Below are 15,280 nucleotides of genomic sequence, written 5' to 3'. Positions count from 1 at the left end.
TCCAAGGAAGATATAATGGCTTCCATGGAAGGTAATCTGCGGTGGACCCTGATCACGATGATCGCGCCGGTCGCGTGGGGTACGAACTACTACGTCACCCGCGCATTCCTGCCCGCCGACGAGCCCCTGTACGGCGCGGCTTTCCGGGCGCTGCCGGCCGGACTGCTCCTCCTGGCGGCCTGCCGGGCGCGACCGCACGGGTCGTGGTGGTGGAAGTCCCTGGTCCTCGGCATCCTCAACATGGGCGGGTTCTTCGCCTTGATCTACATCGCGGCGCAGCGGCTGCCCACCAGCGTCGCCTCCTCCGTCATGGCGACCTCGCCGATGGTCATGATGCTGATCGCCTGGGGACTCATCGCCGAGCGGCCACGCCCCGCGCACCTGATCGGTGCGGGGGTCGGCATCGGCGGCGTCTACCTCATGCTGTTCACCGGAGCCACCTCGATCGATCTTCTCGGCGTCGGCGCCTCCATCGCCGCCATGCTCATGTCTTCCTGCGGGTACATCCTCGCCAAGCGCTGGAGCACCGAGGTCGAGGTGCTCGCCTCGACGTCCTGGCAGCTCATCGCCGGCGGTCTTCTGCTGTTCCCGCTCGCCGTCGCCGCCGAGGGGGCGCCGCCGCACCTCGACGGGGCGGCCGTCCTCGGCTTCGGCTACGTCACCGTCGTGGCGACCGCACTGGCCTTCGCCGCCTGGTTCGCCGGCTTGCGCCACCTGCCCGCCGCCACTGTGGGCCTGGTCGGTCTCCTGAACCCGGTGACGGGCGTACTGCTCGGCACCGTGATCGCCGGGGAGGCGCTCACGGTCAAGCAGTTCTGCGGACTCGCCCTGGTGACCATCGGCATCCTCCTGGGCCAGCCGGTGCTCCGACGATGGGGGCGCTCGCACGGCGCGACATCTGCGGCTCGGAACCAGGGCGGTCGGCCGGGCGTACGTGCCCCGGAATCCGCCTGCAAGGTGCCCCCTGCGTGATCTCCTCAGGACTTGGGCGACCGAGCCACAACTTGGCAGCGCCACCGTTCGGGTGAAACGACGGAACTACGTCGGCGATCGGTAGTTGAGCAGCATGTTCTTCCCTGTGCTGCCCTCATCTCCAAAGGATTGCAAATGCTCAAGAAGTTCCTCGGCACCGCCGCGGTGGCCGCCTCCATCGTCGGCGTCTCCGCTGCGTTCGTTTCCCCGGCCATGGCCATCGGCAACGACGAAGGCGCGTCCACCACCAACGGCAACGGCGCCGAGCAGTCGTACGGCAACACCCACACCGGCGGCACCCTCAGCCCGCAGGTCGGTCTGGTTCAGGGAACGCTGAACAAGCCGTGCATCGGCCTGCCCGTCAAGGCGAACGTCGGTTCCCTCGTCGGCGCCGTCCCGATCACGGTGCAGGACATCAACGTCCTGTCCTCCCCGCAGAACCAGCAGTGCGCCGAGAACTCCTCGCAGATCAAGGGCGACGAGCCGCTGTCGCACATCCTGGACCAGATTCCGGTCCTGTCCGGCAACGGTGTCGCCAACCACTGACACTCACGTCCGGCAGTACCCCAAGGGCCCCGAAACCGCACAGGTTTCGGGGCCCTTGGGGCGCTTAGGGCGCTTGTGCACGGAGCCGGTCGGCTGGGACCGGAACCCCGTCAGGTTTCGTCGGCGACCGTTCGCGGCTTCTGCCTGCGCATCAGCACCGCTCCCGCAAGGACGGCCGCGATGACACCGCAGGCCACCGCGAGCGCGGCCGCGCCCGCGAACAGGTTGCCAAGGCTGTCCCTGAGCAGATGCACGGAGTTGCTTCCTGCGGCGATGGAGTGCACCGCCACGATGCCGACGGCGGCGGCCGCGGCGGCCGCCCAGATCCACACCGTGTCCCGCGCGGCCAGCAGGTACGCCAGCGCCAGGCAGAGGACGGCGATGACCGTGGACGCGACTGCCGCCGGTCCGCCGGAACGGAGGCCCGCGATGTCGGTCGGCAGGTGGAGCGCGCCGATCATCAACAGCGCCATGGCGGCGGGCCAGCGCAGCGGGGATCGCAGGGACGACGACGCCGAGCGCTCCGGCGACACACCTTCGAACCCGACGGTGGCCGCCGGGGCTCGTCGGCTGACGGCCTGCGCGGCGCGCGGGACGGCGGCACTTGCGGCAACGGTGGCACTCGCGGCGCTCGGAGTGGCGCTCTCCGAAGCGCCGACGACGGTCCCCTGCCGCTGCGGCCTGTCCTCGACCGGGCCGTACTCCTTATCCGGGCTGTTGTCCTTACCCGGGCTGTTGTCCTCGCTGGGGCTGTTGTCCTCGCTGGAGCCGTTGTCCTTGTCCGGGCCGAGGACGGCCACCAGCTCGGCCACGTCCTCGATGGGCCGACCCATCGCCGCCGCGAGCAACGCCGTATCGGCGTCGGCGATCGTGTGAGGGGGATTCTTCAGCAGGGTGACCAACTGAAGGACCTCGTCCACCGGGCGGGAGACGGCGGCCATGCGCAACGCCTCGTCCCCCGGGCGTGGCGACTCACCGGTCCGGTTGAGCAGGGCCACCAGTGAGGCGACCTCGTCCAGCGGCCGGGCGGTAGCGACCGCCCGGAGAAGGGTGAGCCTGGGCTCATCGTCTGGGCCTATGTGGCTGGGGTCGTGCTGGGTGGTGCTGAGATCAGATGTCATGACGCGACTTTCTTTGCCGAACCTTCGAGGCCGGGCTCTTTCCCGAAGGTCACCGTGTGTCACAGATGGCACACTGTTGGTCCCATCTCAGCCGATAGGTGCGCCTTCCGCCATTCGGAGCCCCGCACCCGGTCCGATCACGACCGAGGGTGGAAAGCCGGCACCGATGGAGCGCGAGGACACGCACCCTGTCGCGAGATGATGCGGCCGGACCTGGCAGAAGAAAGGCGAACTGCCAGGCCCGACCGGACCTCGATGTCGCACTTGGGCAACGAAGGCGCACGGCCCAGGACACGGACGACGCCCCCACCGCGGACCCGTATTCACCCGGACGGCCCCTCCGGCCGGAGTCCCCGGCGCGCGCGGTACGGAAGGCCGGTCGGCCGTCGGGGCGTCCGTTCGGTGGAACACCCGTGACCTGCCGAGGAGCAGACCCGTTGGTGGGGTCAACGCCGTGATCCCTACGGCGGACTCAACCCTTCCAAGGAGACTTCGATGTCCCGTATTGCCCAGGCAGCCGCCATCACCGCCGCCGCCGGCGCCGTCCTGGCCGCCGGCGCCGGTATGGCCGCCGCCGACGCCGGAGCCCACGGCGCAGCCGTCGGCTCGCCCGGCGTCCTGTCCGGCAACCTCCTCCAGGTGCCCGTCCACGTGCCGGTCAACGTGTGCGGCAACACCGTCGACGTCATCGGGGTCCTCAACCCGGTGTTCGGCAACACCTGCCAGAACATCAGCGGCCACCACGACACCGACGACGACAAGGGCTACGGGGCCGGCGACAACGGCTGACCCGCACCCCACGACCCCCGGGCCGCCGCGGCCAGGACGCCAGCCCGCACAGGATCAGGCACGTGAGACGCCCTGATCCTGTGACGCGTCCTCCCGGCGGCCCGGGTTTCGCCCGTACAGGCCCCTGGCGTGCTCGTTCCCCGAAGGGGCCGGGTGCGCGACGATAGTGCGATGCCCGACCACAGCACAGCGCCCGTTCCGCAGCCGGTACAGATCCCTGAACGGGCTGACACGGTGGGGCCTGGCTGGCAGGAGTTGCTGGGCCGCCTGCACCGCCAACTCCGCGCGATGGCCCCCGGATACCGTCTCGTGGACCTCGGGGAGAAATTCGGCGGCCTGCGCATTCACGTCGAGTCCGTGGGCCACGACAGCGACACGGCGCGCGCCCTGATCACTGCCGCAGAGGCGGAGTCGATGCGCACCTGTGAATTCTGCGGCGCTCCCGGCCGCATCCGGACCCGCGAAGACGCACCGCGAGGGTGGCGCAAGACCGTGTGCGACACCTGCCACGGCCCGTGGTCCGCCCACCACCTCATGATCGTCAATGGTGTGGTGCGCGGCCGACCGCATGAGGCGTGACCTTCCGCTGCGGCGCCGGGCGCGGAGACAGGAAGTCCCCCACCGGGAAATCAGCAGCGTTGTGACGGATTTGCCAAGTTCACAAACCGGGCAGGCGCGCATACTGGGAGGACCTGTCAGTCAGCCTGCCTGAATGCTCGGTCAGTCCAGACCCTGCCGGTCCTGCGATCCGTCTCGCTGATGTCGTCCGTGGCGAGGAGAGAGTCATGACCGAGCTCGGGGTCGCGCCCGCGACCCGATCCCAGGGAAGCGACTACGCGGAACTCATGAGGCAAGTACGGGGCGCCGGACTGCTGGAGCGCCGGACCGCGTACTACTACGTCAAGATCGGTGTGACGGCGGCGCTGCTCGCCGCCGGGATCGCCGCGTTCGTCGTCATCGGCGACTCATGGTGGCAGCTGGGCACCGCAGCGTATCTGGCCGCGGTCTTCGCCCAGCTCGGCTTTGTCGCCCACGATGCCGGGCACCAGCAGATCTTTCGCCGCCGACCGGCGAACGCGGTGGTCGGCCTCGTCCACGCCAACCTGCTCATCGGGTTCAGTTACGGCTGGTGGGTGAGCAAGCACAATCTCCACCACGCGCATCCGAACGAACCCGGCCGCGACCCCGACGTCGCCCCGGGCGCCGTCGTGTTCACCCCGCAGGAGGCCCGCACGCTGCGGGGCCCGGCCAGGCTGCTGGCCCGCTGGCAGGTGTGGCTGTTCTTCCCGCTGCTCCTGCTGGAGAGCGCCAATCTGCACGCGCTGAGCGTGGGATCGCTACTGCGGCGGCGGAACAGGCACAACAGCCTGGAGTTGGGGTTGCTGCTGCTCCACGCCGCGGGATTCCTGGCCGTGGTCCTGCTCGTTCTGCCGCCCGTGAAGGCCCTGGTGTTCGTGGTCGTGCAGCAGGGTCTGTTCGGGCTTTATCTGGGGTGCGCGTTCGCCCCGAACCACAAAGGCATGCCGATGCCGGAGTCGGGCAGCGCGGACTATCTTCGCCGACAGGTCCTGACCTCGCGCAACATCCGCGGCGGCACGGTCACCGACTGGCTCCTCGGCGGGCTGAACTACCAGATCGAGCACCACCTGTTTCCCAGCATGCCTCGACCCAACCTTTCCCGAGTGCAGCCGCTGGTACGGGAGTTCTGCGTGCGGCACGGGATCGACTACCTCCAGTGCGGCGCCGTGGACTCGTACCGCCAGGCGCTGCGCCACCTGCAGAGCGTGGCGAACGCGACGCTGCGCGTCCCCGTCACGACGACGTGACGGTCACGTTGGGGCGCGGGGCCGGCGTCGCGGCATGATCGTGCTTCACATCGCGGTGCCGGCGACGCCATGGGGGATGGCGTCGGTGTCGAAGGTGCCGTCGGTGATGTCGCGAGCCAGGGCGGCGAGCTTCAGGTTGTGGTTGCGGGCGTAGCGGCGGAACGCGGCGAAGGCGTCGTCGACGGAGAGCTGCCAGCGTTCGGCAAGGATGCCCTTGACCTGCTCCAGGACGATGCGGCTGGTCAGCGCGTATTGCAGTTGGCCGCGTTCGGTCTCGCTCTGGGCCAAGGTGCGCTGCTGCAGGATCGCGATGGTCGCGATGTCCGCCATGGCCTGGGCGAGCGAGACGTCCTGATAACTCAGGGGGGCGGGATCGGTCTGGAACAGGCTCAGGGCGCCGATGATGCGCCCACGCAGCCGCAGCGGCAGCGCGTTCGTGGCCACGAAGCCGATGTCCTGAGCCTGGGTGGCGAACTGCGGCCAGTCGTCGGTGATCCGGGAAGCGGTGAGGTCGATGTTGGTGCGGGGCTGCCCGCTCTGGAAGCACTCCACGCACGGGCCCTGGTCGTGCTGCGTGGCGAAGAACTCCAGCAGCCGGGTGCGCTCGTCGGAAGCGGCCAGGACCCGCAGGATGCCGTGTTCGTCCGCGAGGAGGATCCCCACGGCGGCCACGTCGAGGAGTTCCATGCAGCGGACGGACAGCTGCTGCAGGAAGTCGATGACGTCGAAATCATCGATCAGGGAATCGGCGATCTCGACGAACACCTGGGAGAGTTGCTGTTCGCGGGGCATGGCGATCAGTCCTTGTCTGCGACAGCAGGCTCAGTGCCGTCGGTGTTGGGGTCCAGGCGCAACCGCCGGGCCACGATCTCTCGGGAAATGTCGGTGATGGTGCGGCCACTGCCATAAGCATGACCCCGCAGTCGCAGCAGAGCTTGGGGCAGGGACAGGCTGAGCTGGACGCTGATCATGCCGGTCGCCTGGTGCACGACGGCCTGCTGCAGTTCGTGGGCGGAATCCTGGGAGACGCGGTCGTCGGGGTCCTGTCGGCGGGGTTCGCCGCCCCCCAGACAGCGGGCGGTCAGTGCGCGGGCCAGGACCAGGGCATCGTCGGCCTGTCCTGAGCTCAGTGGGCCCGGAGTGCGGCGCACCGCGGTCAGCACGCCGACACGGATGGCGCCCAGGCCGATCGGGAAGCAGAACACCGCCCGAACCGCCAGGCCCGCGCTCTCCATGGCCAGGGCGGGCCAGCGGTCGGGGCGCACTCCCGCCAGATCCGGCACCCACACCATGATGCCGGCGCGCACGGTGTCGGGGCCCGGCCCTTCCCCGAGGGTGAACTGCAGATCCTCGAAGGTCTGCGCGCTCTCGTCCGAGCAGGCCACCAGTTCGATACCGGAGTCCTCCATCAGCAGGGACACCGCGAGGCCGTCCACACCCAGCGCGACCGCACCCGCCGTCATGGCATGCGCGATCCCGCCGGGCCCGTCGTCGTCGCGCAGCCGGCGCAACACGTTCGCCATGCGATCACTGATCACCCGGGGTCACCTGGCGCCGTGCCGCCCAGGCCGGAGTCGCCCGCTTGCCGGCAGGACAGGTCACCTGAGGGTTGGTGCGCGTTCCACGGTGCTGATGTGGTCACAAGACCGACTTTAGAGGTACGGAGAGTGCTCTTTGCGGAATCCGCCGGACCACGCAGCAGATGGCTGCTGCCGGCCAGGGGTCACCCCGGACGTGGGGTGGCCCAGGCGAAGTTGCTTTCCGGCCGCTGTGGCGTACTGGCTGACGGCGAGGAAGAGGTTCAGACCGCTGACGTCGCAGAAGGAGCCCGCCGTCAGGTCGATGTCGGCATGCCCGCGAAGGCGAACACCACGGGTGCGCAGCGGCACCTCAGGACGACTGCGGTCGCCGCAGTCCCTCAAGGAGCAGTCCGACCAGTCGTCGGGGGTCGTAGCGGGGGTCGCTGTCCCGACCGATGCAGAGGTTGCCGATGCCGCGCATCAACTCGTAGGCCTGCATACCGGTTCTGATCTCGCCGGCGTCGGCCGCGGCGTCGAGCAACTGCGCGCAGACGGGTACCAAGCGGTCGAGGAAGTAGCTGTGCAGCGCCTCGAAGCCGCTGCTGTCCGATTGCAGCGCGTTGGCGAGTCCGTGCTTCGTCACCAGGAAGTCCACGAAGAGGTCGACCCACTGGCGGAGTGCCGTGAGCGGGGAGTCGGCACCGGCCAGCAGGCTCGGGCCGGCCTCGGCGCATGCCTCGACCTGGTGGCGGTAGACGGCGACGACGAGATCCGCCCGGGTCGGGAAGTGGCGGTAGATCGTCCCCATCCCGACGCCCGCTCTGGCCGCGATCTCGCGGATCGGCGCATCCACGCCGGAGGTGACGAACACCGCGGCGGCGGCGGTGAGCAGCGTCTGACGGTTGCGCTGCGCGTCGGCCCGCTTGCCTCGGGCCGGCACCTCCCCGGAGGGGCTTGTCGTGGGCACCACGCTCTCCTTCCGGCCGCCGTTGACAAAACGGAACACCGCTCCGTATATTAATCGGAACGTCGCTCCGTTTTCAGTGTAGCTGAATCGGACGCTCCCGACCGCCTCCCCCGCCGCTGTCCGAAGAGACCGGCGGCAAAGGCCATTGAAGGGACCTACGCAGCATGAACGCATCGGCTCACCCCACCGACACCCTCAGCTCACCCACTCCGGTCCTCTCGGTCGCCCCGGTGGTGCTGCCGGCTCCCGGCCGGGTCGTGGACCTGGAACTGCGCGTCTCCGCGCCCGTGACCGGGAGCGAGCTGCCGGTCATCCTCCTCTCCCACGGCCAGGGCTACTCGAACCACCTCTCCTCGCTCAACGGCTACGCCCCCCTCGTCAACTTCTGGGCGGCGCACGGCTTCGTCGTGATCCAGCCCACCCATCTGAGCTCCAGGACGCTGACCCTGGATCCCGCCACCCCCGGCGCACCGCTGTTCTGGCGATCGCGCGCCGAGGACATGAAGCTCGTCCTCGACCGGCTCGACGCGATCGAGGCCGCCGTCCCGCAGCTCCGCGGGCGCCTGGATCACAGCAAGGTCGCCGTTGCCGGGCACTCGATGGGCGGGCACACCGCGAGCCTGCTGCTGGGCGCCCGGCTCACCGATCCACAGGACGGAACGGAGGTGAACCTGGCCGAACCCCGGATCAAGGCCGGTGTGCTGCTTGGCGCGCCCGGCCGGGGCGGCGATGCCCTCACCGAGTCCGTGGCCGAGAATCTCTCCTTCTTCGTGACGACGGACTTCTCCGCGATGACGACGCCGACGCTGGTCGTCGCCGGTGACAAGGACGCCTCTGCCCACCTGACGGTCCGGGGCCCGGACTGGCACGCCGATCCGTACGTCCTCTCCCCCGGCCCCAAGGCCCTGCTCACCCTGTTCGACGCGGAGCACGGGCTCGGCGGGGTCTCCGGATACGACGTCGCCGAGACCACGGACGAGAACCCCGAGCGCGTGGCCGCGGTCCAGCGGCTCACCTGGGCCTATCTCCGCACCGAGCTCTACCCCGGGGATTCCGCCTGGAAGGCTGCGTGCGACGAGCTGACGGCCGGCCCCGACCCGCTCGGCCGCGTCGAATCCAAATGAACGGCCACGGCACGAAGCCGTCAGTGGCCGGACAGCGCGGCGCTGAGTGCGGCGTCGAGCTGGGCGGCGGTCGCATCGACATCGGGTCGGTCCGCGGTGAGCCAGGCGTGGACGGACGACTGGAGGACCTGGGTGAACGCGCCGTAGTACGGGGTCCGGGGCCGCTGGACCGCGCCCTGCAGCGCCTTGAGCACGGTCGCCCGGTACGCGGCTCTGTCCTGCGTCGACGGGGTGCGCGCCGGGTCCTCGCCCGCCGTCGCCGCGCGGTGCAACGTCTCGGCGACCTTCGGCCAGCAAGGGCGGGCGCTTCCGTCGTAGGCGGAGACGCGGGTGGCGGCGAACCCGGCGTCGAGCAGGCAGCTTTCGCTTTCCGGGGAGGTCAGGAAGTCGATCAGCGCGCGGGCGTGCGCCGCGCGCGGGGAGTCCGCCGTGACAGCGAGGTTCTGGCCGCCCAGGACCGCACTCCCGGGCAGGCGCGTCACGCTGTACGCGGTGGGCGGCAGCAGCGCGGCCAGTGAACCGTAGCCGTACGGCCAGAAACGCAGGAAAGCCGTCTGGCCCGCGCCGAACTGGGTGAGGCTGGCGCTCTCGTCCGAGGACCTTGCCGCGGGCAGTACGTGCCCCACGCGGGCACCGAGTTCGACGAGCCCGGCCTTGAGCTGCTGCTGGTCCGCCGTGTAATGCCCCTCTTCGTCGGTGAGATGGACACCCACCGACTCGAACGCCTCGATGACGTTGACGGTCAGCCCTTCGTACGCGGCGAGCTGGGTGGTCCAGCCGCCGAGGTACCCGCTCTTGCGGGGGCCGGAGGGCGAGGCACTGTCGAGCTCCTCGATGATGGCGCCGAGGGTGGACCACTGCCATGTCGACACGGCCGACGGGGACAGGTCCACCCCGGCCTGCCGCAGGTAGTCGGGCCGGTAGAAGAGCAGTCCGACGTCGCTGTTGAAGGGTTCGGCGTAGGTACGGCCCTTCCAGTCGGCGGTCTTGGCGACCTGCCCGATCAGGTCCGGGTCCTTGGCCTCGGTCGCGGGGGCGGCCCGGATCAGACCGGCCGCCGCGAACTCCGGTATCCAGGTGATGTCCAGGTTCACCACGTCGTAGTGGGCGCTGCCGGACTGCAGCGCGCCGAGCAGCTGGCTGCGCTGCTGATCGGCGGCGCCCGGCAGTTCGACCAGCTCGGCCTGGAGGTCGGCGGAACCCGCGTGCCGCCGATTCCACTCCTCGATGAGGTGCTGGCGTACCCCGCCGGATCCGGTCACGTCCAGACCTGAGGCGACGACGATCGGACCGCCCGCCCCCACGGCGTCGTCGTCGGGCGGCGGTCCTGGTGATCCTCCGGACGAGCAGGCGGCGGCCGCACAGACGAGTAGTGGAAGGAGTGCGGCGAGGGCGCGCCGCCCGGTCCGGCTCATTCGGCGTCTCCTGTCCCGGTCTTCGCGACCTCGGCCGGCAGCTCCGTCGCGAGTTCGACGGCCGGGTCCAGGCAGCGGCCACCGGTGGCCGCCGTGATCTGCTGGTTGAGCGGGACCGCGGTGCAACCGCCGCTGTGCAGCGAGACGGTGACGACGCGGCTGGGGGCGCCGGCTACCGCGTCCTGGACCAGCGATGTCAACGCGGCGGGCGGGATGCCCGTCGAGTCCTCGTCGTCCGTGATGAGGACGATCAGCTGGGGCCGGTCGCCGTCCTTCGCCCGGCCGCGCAGTTCGGCCAGTGCCTCGTGCAGCGCGAGGTCCGGTCTGGCGTCCTGGGGGACGGTTCCGGCCTCCGCCACCTTTGCTTCGGCGGCCTTCCGGTCGTGGGTACCGAACGACAGCAGCTCGCGATGGTGCGCGCTGCCGTCCTCCACGACGGACCAGATCCCGTACTCGTCCTTCGCCCCCAGCGAGCGCAGCGACCGGGCGAGCAGATCCTTGGCGCGGCCCGGGCCGGTCCAGAAACCGTCCATGGACGAGGAGCTGTCGAGCAGGTACAGGACACGGCCGGGACCCAGCGCCTGGCGATACCTCTGCAAGGTCTTGTCGAGCGCGGCGGCGGAGACCTCCGGCGCGACCGACGGCAGGAGGTCGGTACGGACGGCACGGGAGTTGGCGGGGTCGGTGAGCAGCGATCCGGGGCCGGGGGTGGCGGGATGCCCGTCGCTGACGCCGCGGTAGCCGTCGCCGGTGAAGAGTTTCTGGGCGTCGGGCCGTGTCAGCCAGGTGTAGAGGTCTCGTACCGCCTGGGCCCGCTCGTCGCTGTGCCGGTCGGCGCCCTTCCATGTGACGTGGATGAACGGCAGATCGGCCAAGGGCAGGTCGGCGGGATAGTTGGCGATCCGCTTCGACAGCGTGGCGGACGTGCACGTGGGGTGTCCGGGGTCGGCCGGTCCGAGGTTGAACTGGGCCATGGTCTGCTCGGGGACCAGCACGGCGGCCCGGTCCTCCAGGGCGTTGTTCGTCCCCCGCGCCAGGGCGCACATCAGGTCGTGGGCCGTCGAGGGGGACGGGCTGAGCGCCTGCACCATGCCCTGCTCGATCTCCGCGGGGGATTGTCCCGAGCCGCCGAGCGATGTGTACAGCGCGACCGTGCCGAGCAGTGCGGCGTCGGTGTACTCGGGGTCGGGGCGCAGCAGCGCCGCCTGGGACTGGGGCGCGCGCAGATGGCCGATGATCGCACTGAGCGCCGTGCCGGTCTGGTCGGCGGCCGGCAGCGAGACGGTCCCGGGGACGGCGAGCACCAGCGGGGAGTAAGCGACCGGGCCGAGCCGGTCCAGGTTGACGGCCTGTTTGCCTGCCTCCCTGGCGCGCTCCCAGGTGCTGCTCGCACCCGGAATCCAGATGTCGGGCTGCGCGCCGAGGTCGCGCTGCGGGCGCAGGCAGTCGCCGGTCGCGGGACAGATGGCGGGCGGGGACTGCCAGACCGCGGAGTTGCGGAAAGCCGTGACGGCGTCCGTGCCCTTCCCCGCGTACACCGTGATGCCGACCGCCCGGCAGCCCCCGGGCCGTTGGAGGTACGCGTCGACGGCCTTCTGGACGGTGGGCAGCGCGTCCGGGTCGGCGAGCAGTCGCAGCTCCGTCGGGGGCGCGCAGGCAGCCGCCTGACCGGAGGTGAGGGCGTACACACCGCCCGCGGCGGCCAGGGCGAGAACCGTGAGGACGACGGCCGCGGTGCGGGTGAACGCACGGTTCTTCAGGCGGTGCCTCAATCGACCGCCGGACCGGGCAGGCGCCGGGACCGGAGGCGGGCCCTGCACCGGCGGCGGGGTGGCCGGGGGCGCAGCTGCCGGGAGATTCGCGGACGCGGCGTGGGAGAGCACCACGTCGTCACCGCGGCGGCGCTCGTCAGGGAGCCAGCGGTGTTCGTCCACCGCGCGGACCGGTTCCATCGCCTCCCGGACGGCGGCCACCAGTCCGGTGAAGGTGACCATCGGCTGCCCGGGAATGCCGTTGGTCAGCAGCCGGTGCACTTCACGGGTGAAGGGGGTGCCGTCCGCCGGACTGCCCTCGGGGATCTCCACCCCGGCCTCGGCGGCGGTGAGCACCGCGAAGTTCTGTTCGCCGTCCGGGGTGAAGTCGCGCAGGGCGTTGCCCGCGTAACAGCAGTCCAGGATGACGACGACCCAGTCGGCCTTGGCGTGGATGAGCGAGCCCATGACGTCGTGCTGCCAGGAGATGGCGTCCACGAAGGGGTGCTCACGATTATGGGTGACGCGCGAGCCGCTGACCATCAGGTGCAGGTCCGTACCGTTGCTGCGGACCAGGCCGTGCCCCGCGAAGTAGACCAGCAGCAGTCCCTCGGCCTGGTCCCTGGCGTCCGAGAGCGCGGCCCGGAACGCGGTATGGCCCAACTCCCCCTCGGGCACGATGAGATCACCCGGATCCAGGACCCCGGTGTCTCCGGCCGTGAGCGCCTGCCGCATCAACTGCACACTGCGCGCAACGGGAAGCAGCGGAGGCAGGTGCTCGTAGGTGTCGACGCCGAGCAGTACGGCACGGTGCCGTTTTCCGCCGGCCCCAGCGTCGTTCCCCCGGCCGCGCGGATCGTACGGCGGCACAGCGGCTACGCCTCCTCCACCTCGTCGGTCGCACCGGAGGTATCAGGATTCTGGTCGCTGTCCAGGCGGATCTCCCGGCCGGGGCCGAGGTCGCCGCCGTCCAGGGTGACACGGGGCTCCTCACGACGGTCCGCGAGCCGGCGGCGGTTGCGTACCCAGGTCAGGACGGACCGCCAGGCGCTCTCGGCGACCGGGCGCACGGCCTCGGCGACCACGACCAGGATGATGTCCTGCAGGATCTCGCCCGCCATGGAGTCGCGCTGGTCACGGGAGGCTCTTCGCACGACGGTGAACTCGCCCCGGTCACGGGCCTCCTTGAGGGAGGAGGACGTGTCCAGCCACTCCTGGAGCGCTTCCAGGTCGAGGTGCCGGTTGTGGGTACCGGTGACGCTGATGCGCAGTTCCGTCCGCTCCGCGTCACGGGAACCGCCCGCGATACCGTCTGCCATTGCTCTGCCTCCGTCGGGCGCCGTTGCCCATCACCGCAGTGCCGCTCCCTGCCGAAGTGCCCATTCTTTCATGGTCGTTGGCGCCCGGTGGGGATTGCCGAGGATCCCGGTCACCGCCGGCGGCGGCGGCCCCGGCGCATGACCGGCATCCCGCCGGTCACCCGAGGAGTGGCTGGGGGCAGCCGGTTCGCGGCGACGCCGAGCCGAAGTGCAATCTGCGGGTTGCACGTCATGAGATGTCGTGCAACCCTTGAGTTGCAAGTCAATGGCAGCGATGCAGCGATGAACGGAGTCACCTCATGAACGAGGACCGGATCGAGCGCGAAACCCTGATCTCGGCACCACTGGAGCGCGTCTGGTCCCTGGTGGCACAACCCGGTTTCTGGGTGGCCGACAAGGCGAGCCTGCCCGGCACCGTGGCCAAGGAAGGTGAGTCGATGGTGGCGAAGAACTCCGAGCACGGCGACTTCCCGGTCAGGGTGGAGAAGGTCCAGCCGCCGACTTACCTGGCGTACCGCTGGACCAGCGCTTTTCCCGGAGAGGAACTGCGCGAGGACAACAGCACCCTTGTGGAGTTCACCCTCACCACGGAAGGCGACCAGACCCGGCTGCGCGTCGTCGAGAGCGGGTTCGCGACGCTCGCCGGGTCCGAGGAGCTGCGCAGTGAGAACCACAAGGACCACAGCCAGGGCTGGCCCCTGGAACTCGACGCGCTCAAGAAGCGCGCCGAAGAGCCCTCCGCATGACAGAAGGACCTCCCGGCGCCGCCGAGGTCGTCGACAGCGTCCTCGGGGCGCTGGCCGACCCGACACGGCGGCAGCTGCTCGATCTGCTCGCCGCGCGAGGAGAGGCCACCGCGACGACGCTCGCCGAACGCCTTCCCGTCTCACGGCAGGCCGTGGTCAAGCACCTCGCCGTCCTCGACGCCGCCGGGCTGGTTTCCGGCGGCCGCGTCGGACGCGAGGTGCGGTACACGGTGCGGCCGGCCGCGCTCAACGCGACGGCGCGGTGGATGTCCGCGCTCGCGGCCGACTGGGACCACCGGCTGGCGAACATCAAGCGCGTCGCCGAAGCAGCGGAACGGGATGCGGATTCGGCACGACCCGACTGACGCGGACGACGCCCTCTGTTGACCGTCGGTCAGTTGTCGACCTGTTGCCCGTCGATCAGTGGTCGACGTTCCGGTAGTGCGTCGTCAACCGTCCGTCGTCGTCCAGGACATGGAAGGCGAGGGCGGGCGGCTGGTCCAGGTGGACGTGGTCCTGGGGGTGCGACCGGTGCTCCCAGGGGAGGCGCAGCGTGGAGACGACTCCTGGTGCCACCAGTACCGGGCGCCCGGCGAAGGTGGTCGCCGCCGGTGTGTGGGCGTGCCCGCACAGGAACGCCGTGATGCCGGGGTGCCGGTCCGTCAGCGCGGCCAACCACTCTGCACCGAACTGGCGGATGCCGTCGACGAAGGGGACGTGCAAGGTGGTCGGTGGGTGGTGGAACCCCACCAGGACCGGCACCCCGTCCGGGGTCAGGGTCAGGGTCTCCTCCAGCCACGCCAGCGTCCCGTCGTTCAGGAAGCCCTCGTCCTTGCCGGGCACCGAGGAGTCGCACAGGGCGATGACGACACCGGCGGCGCGGCTCACCTGGTTGACCGGTGCCGCCGAGCCCGGTTGCCCGAGCAGGTGCTGCCGGAACGCGGTGCGCTCGTCGTGGTTTCCGGGGCAGACCATGACGGGATGCCGGGAGGTCAGCAGCCGGCGGGCCTGCTCGTACTCGGCGGGCAGGGCATGGTCGGCGATGTCCCCGGTGACCAGGACCGCGTCCAGGTCGTACGGCAGCTCCTCGAGATAGTCCATGACAGCCCTGGTGCGCTCGACGCTCCGCTGTCCGCTGTCGATGTGGATATCGCTGAGGTGGCCGATCACGATCACGGCTGTGG

16 protein-coding genes are annotated in these 15,280 nt (G+C 70.2%); 8 read left to right on the top strand and 8 right to left on the bottom strand.

All coding sequences use genetic code 11. From position 1 onward, the window contains the following. Positions 1–24 precede the first annotated feature (24 nt). Both G3I60_RS02345 and G3I60_RS02340 read left to right on the top strand, forming a co-directional pair. Positions 25–972: a DMT family transporter gene (locus tag G3I60_RS02345; RefSeq protein ID WP_203671874.1), complete on the top strand. Its 948-nt coding sequence runs from the start codon at positions 25–27 to the stop codon at positions 970–972. A 135-nt stretch (positions 973–1,107) separates the two neighbouring features. After that, the gene (locus tag G3I60_RS02340; RefSeq protein ID WP_138352302.1) at positions 1,108–1,518 is read left to right on the top strand and encodes a rodlin; all 411 of its coding nucleotides are present in this window, start codon (positions 1,108–1,110) and stop codon (positions 1,516–1,518) included. A gap of 110 nt (positions 1,519–1,628) precedes the next feature. On the opposite strand, the gene G3I60_RS02335 is transcribed toward G3I60_RS02340, so the two are convergent. Beyond that, on the bottom strand, positions 1,629–2,639 hold the full coding sequence (locus tag G3I60_RS02335; RefSeq protein ID WP_164292431.1) for a hypothetical protein: 1,011 nt from the start codon (positions 2,637–2,639) through the stop codon (positions 1,629–1,631). A gap of 495 nt (positions 2,640–3,134) precedes the next feature. Between G3I60_RS02335 and G3I60_RS02330 the strand changes: the two genes are divergently transcribed. From G3I60_RS02330 to G3I60_RS02320, 3 genes are all read left to right on the top strand, one after another. Next, positions 3,135–3,428, top strand: a complete 294-nt coding sequence (locus G3I60_RS02330) for a chaplin (RefSeq protein ID WP_138352300.1) — start codon at positions 3,135–3,137, stop codon at positions 3,426–3,428. A gap of 171 nt (positions 3,429–3,599) precedes the next feature. Beyond that, complete coding sequence (locus G3I60_RS02325; RefSeq protein WP_203671871.1) at positions 3,600–4,007, top strand: hypothetical protein; 408 nt, start codon at positions 3,600–3,602, stop codon at positions 4,005–4,007. Between the two features lie 206 nt (positions 4,008–4,213). Beyond that, positions 4,214–5,254, top strand: coding sequence for an acyl-CoA desaturase (locus tag G3I60_RS02320; protein WP_164292432.1), 1,041 nt, complete (start codon positions 4,214–4,216; stop codon positions 5,252–5,254). 45 nt (positions 5,255–5,299) lie between these two features. Here G3I60_RS02320 and G3I60_RS02315 read toward each other — a convergent pair whose 3' ends face one another. The 3 genes from G3I60_RS02315 to G3I60_RS02305 form a co-directional block, all read right to left on the bottom strand. After that, a complete protein-coding gene (locus G3I60_RS02315; RefSeq protein WP_187144713.1) occupies positions 5,300–6,046 on the bottom strand; it encodes a GAF and ANTAR domain-containing protein in 747 nt (248 codons plus the stop codon). A 5-nt stretch (positions 6,047–6,051) separates the two neighbouring features. Beyond that, positions 6,052–6,792 carry a GAF and ANTAR domain-containing protein gene (locus G3I60_RS02310; protein ID WP_164292433.1) on the bottom strand — a complete coding sequence of 247 codons (741 nt, stop codon included), beginning with the start codon at positions 6,790–6,792 and terminating at the stop codon, positions 6,052–6,054. A 352-nt stretch (positions 6,793–7,144) separates the two neighbouring features. After that, positions 7,145–7,741, bottom strand: coding sequence for a TetR/AcrR family transcriptional regulator (locus tag G3I60_RS02305; RefSeq protein WP_164292434.1), 597 nt, complete (start codon positions 7,739–7,741; stop codon positions 7,145–7,147). Between the two features lie 164 nt (positions 7,742–7,905). On the opposite strand from G3I60_RS02305, the gene G3I60_RS02300 reads away from it, so the two are divergent. Further along, positions 7,906–8,865 carry a chlorophyllase gene (locus G3I60_RS02300; protein WP_164292435.1) on the top strand — a complete coding sequence of 320 codons (960 nt, stop codon included), beginning with the start codon at positions 7,906–7,908 and terminating at the stop codon, positions 8,863–8,865. A gap of 20 nt (positions 8,866–8,885) precedes the next feature. On the opposite strand, the gene G3I60_RS02295 is transcribed toward G3I60_RS02300, so the two are convergent. From G3I60_RS02295 to G3I60_RS02285, 3 genes are read right to left on the bottom strand one after another with little or no spacing between them, the layout of a single operon-like run. Further along, positions 8,886–10,280, bottom strand: coding sequence for an extracellular solute-binding protein (locus G3I60_RS02295; RefSeq protein ID WP_164292436.1), 1,395 nt, complete (start codon positions 10,278–10,280; stop codon positions 8,886–8,888). Continuing rightward, a complete protein-coding gene (locus G3I60_RS02290) occupies positions 10,277–12,901 on the bottom strand; it encodes a VWA domain-containing protein (protein WP_164292437.1) in 2,625 nt (874 codons plus the stop codon). Before G3I60_RS02290 ends, G3I60_RS02295 begins: the two co-directional genes overlap by 4 nt. A gap of 5 nt (positions 12,902–12,906) precedes the next feature. Beyond that, on the bottom strand, positions 12,907–13,350 hold the full coding sequence (locus G3I60_RS02285) for a hypothetical protein (protein ID WP_164292438.1): 444 nt from the start codon (positions 13,348–13,350) through the stop codon (positions 12,907–12,909). A 299-nt stretch (positions 13,351–13,649) separates the two neighbouring features. Here G3I60_RS02285 and G3I60_RS02280 point away from each other — a divergent pair, with 299 nt between their 5' ends. Both G3I60_RS02280 and G3I60_RS02275 read left to right on the top strand, forming a co-directional pair. Continuing rightward, on the top strand, positions 13,650–14,096 hold the full coding sequence (locus G3I60_RS02280) for an SRPBCC domain-containing protein (RefSeq protein WP_164292439.1): 447 nt from the start codon (positions 13,650–13,652) through the stop codon (positions 14,094–14,096). Continuing rightward, the gene (locus G3I60_RS02275) at positions 14,093–14,461 is read left to right on the top strand and encodes a helix-turn-helix transcriptional regulator (protein WP_138352290.1); all 369 of its coding nucleotides are present in this window, start codon (positions 14,093–14,095) and stop codon (positions 14,459–14,461) included. Before G3I60_RS02280 ends, G3I60_RS02275 begins: the two co-directional genes overlap by 4 nt. Before the next feature lie 55 nt (positions 14,462–14,516). Here the strand turns inward: G3I60_RS02275 and G3I60_RS02270 are convergent, their stop codons facing one another. Beyond that, on the bottom strand, positions 14,517–15,272 hold the full coding sequence (locus G3I60_RS02270) for a metallophosphoesterase (protein WP_164292440.1): 756 nt from the start codon (positions 15,270–15,272) through the stop codon (positions 14,517–14,519). Positions 15,273–15,280 lie beyond the last annotated feature (8 nt).

This window comes from Streptomyces sp. SID13666, from assembly GCF_010548325.1.
GTDB classification, from domain to species: Bacteria; Actinomycetota; Actinomycetes; order Streptomycetales; family Streptomycetaceae; genus Actinacidiphila; species Actinacidiphila fildesensis.
Note: the sequence above shows the minus strand (reverse complement) of the source record. Positions and strands in the feature narration are given on the sequence as shown.

What these genes read in the sequence shown, in the direction of transcription:
- G3I60_RS02275 (WP_138352290.1), top strand. Translation starts at nt 14,093, where the DNA reads ATGACAGAAGGACCTCCCGGCGCCGCCGAGGTCGTCGACAGCGTCCTC.
- G3I60_RS02335 (WP_164292431.1), bottom strand. Translation starts at nt 2,639, where the DNA reads ATGACATCTGATCTCAGCACCACCCAGCACGACCCCAGCCACATAGGC.
- G3I60_RS02300 (WP_164292435.1), top strand. Translation starts at nt 7,906, where the DNA reads ATGAACGCATCGGCTCACCCCACCGACACCCTCAGCTCACCCACTCCG.
- G3I60_RS02330 (WP_138352300.1), top strand. Translation starts at nt 3,135, where the DNA reads ATGTCCCGTATTGCCCAGGCAGCCGCCATCACCGCCGCCGCCGGCGCC.
- G3I60_RS02325 (WP_203671871.1), top strand. Translation starts at nt 3,600, where the DNA reads ATGCCCGACCACAGCACAGCGCCCGTTCCGCAGCCGGTACAGATCCCT.
- G3I60_RS02340 (WP_138352302.1), top strand. Translation starts at nt 1,108, where the DNA reads ATGCTCAAGAAGTTCCTCGGCACCGCCGCGGTGGCCGCCTCCATCGTC.
- G3I60_RS02295 (WP_164292436.1), bottom strand. Translation starts at nt 10,280, where the DNA reads ATGAGCCGGACCGGGCGGCGCGCCCTCGCCGCACTCCTTCCACTACTC.
- G3I60_RS02280 (WP_164292439.1), top strand. Translation starts at nt 13,650, where the DNA reads ATGAACGAGGACCGGATCGAGCGCGAAACCCTGATCTCGGCACCACTG.
- G3I60_RS02315 (WP_187144713.1), bottom strand. Translation starts at nt 6,046, where the DNA reads ATGCCCCGCGAACAGCAACTCTCCCAGGTGTTCGTCGAGATCGCCGAT.
- G3I60_RS02285 (WP_164292438.1), bottom strand. Translation starts at nt 13,350, where the DNA reads ATGGCAGACGGTATCGCGGGCGGTTCCCGTGACGCGGAGCGGACGGAA.
- G3I60_RS02320 (WP_164292432.1), top strand. Translation starts at nt 4,214, where the DNA reads ATGACCGAGCTCGGGGTCGCGCCCGCGACCCGATCCCAGGGAAGCGAC.
- G3I60_RS02345 (WP_203671874.1), top strand. Translation starts at nt 25, where the DNA reads ATGGAAGGTAATCTGCGGTGGACCCTGATCACGATGATCGCGCCGGTC.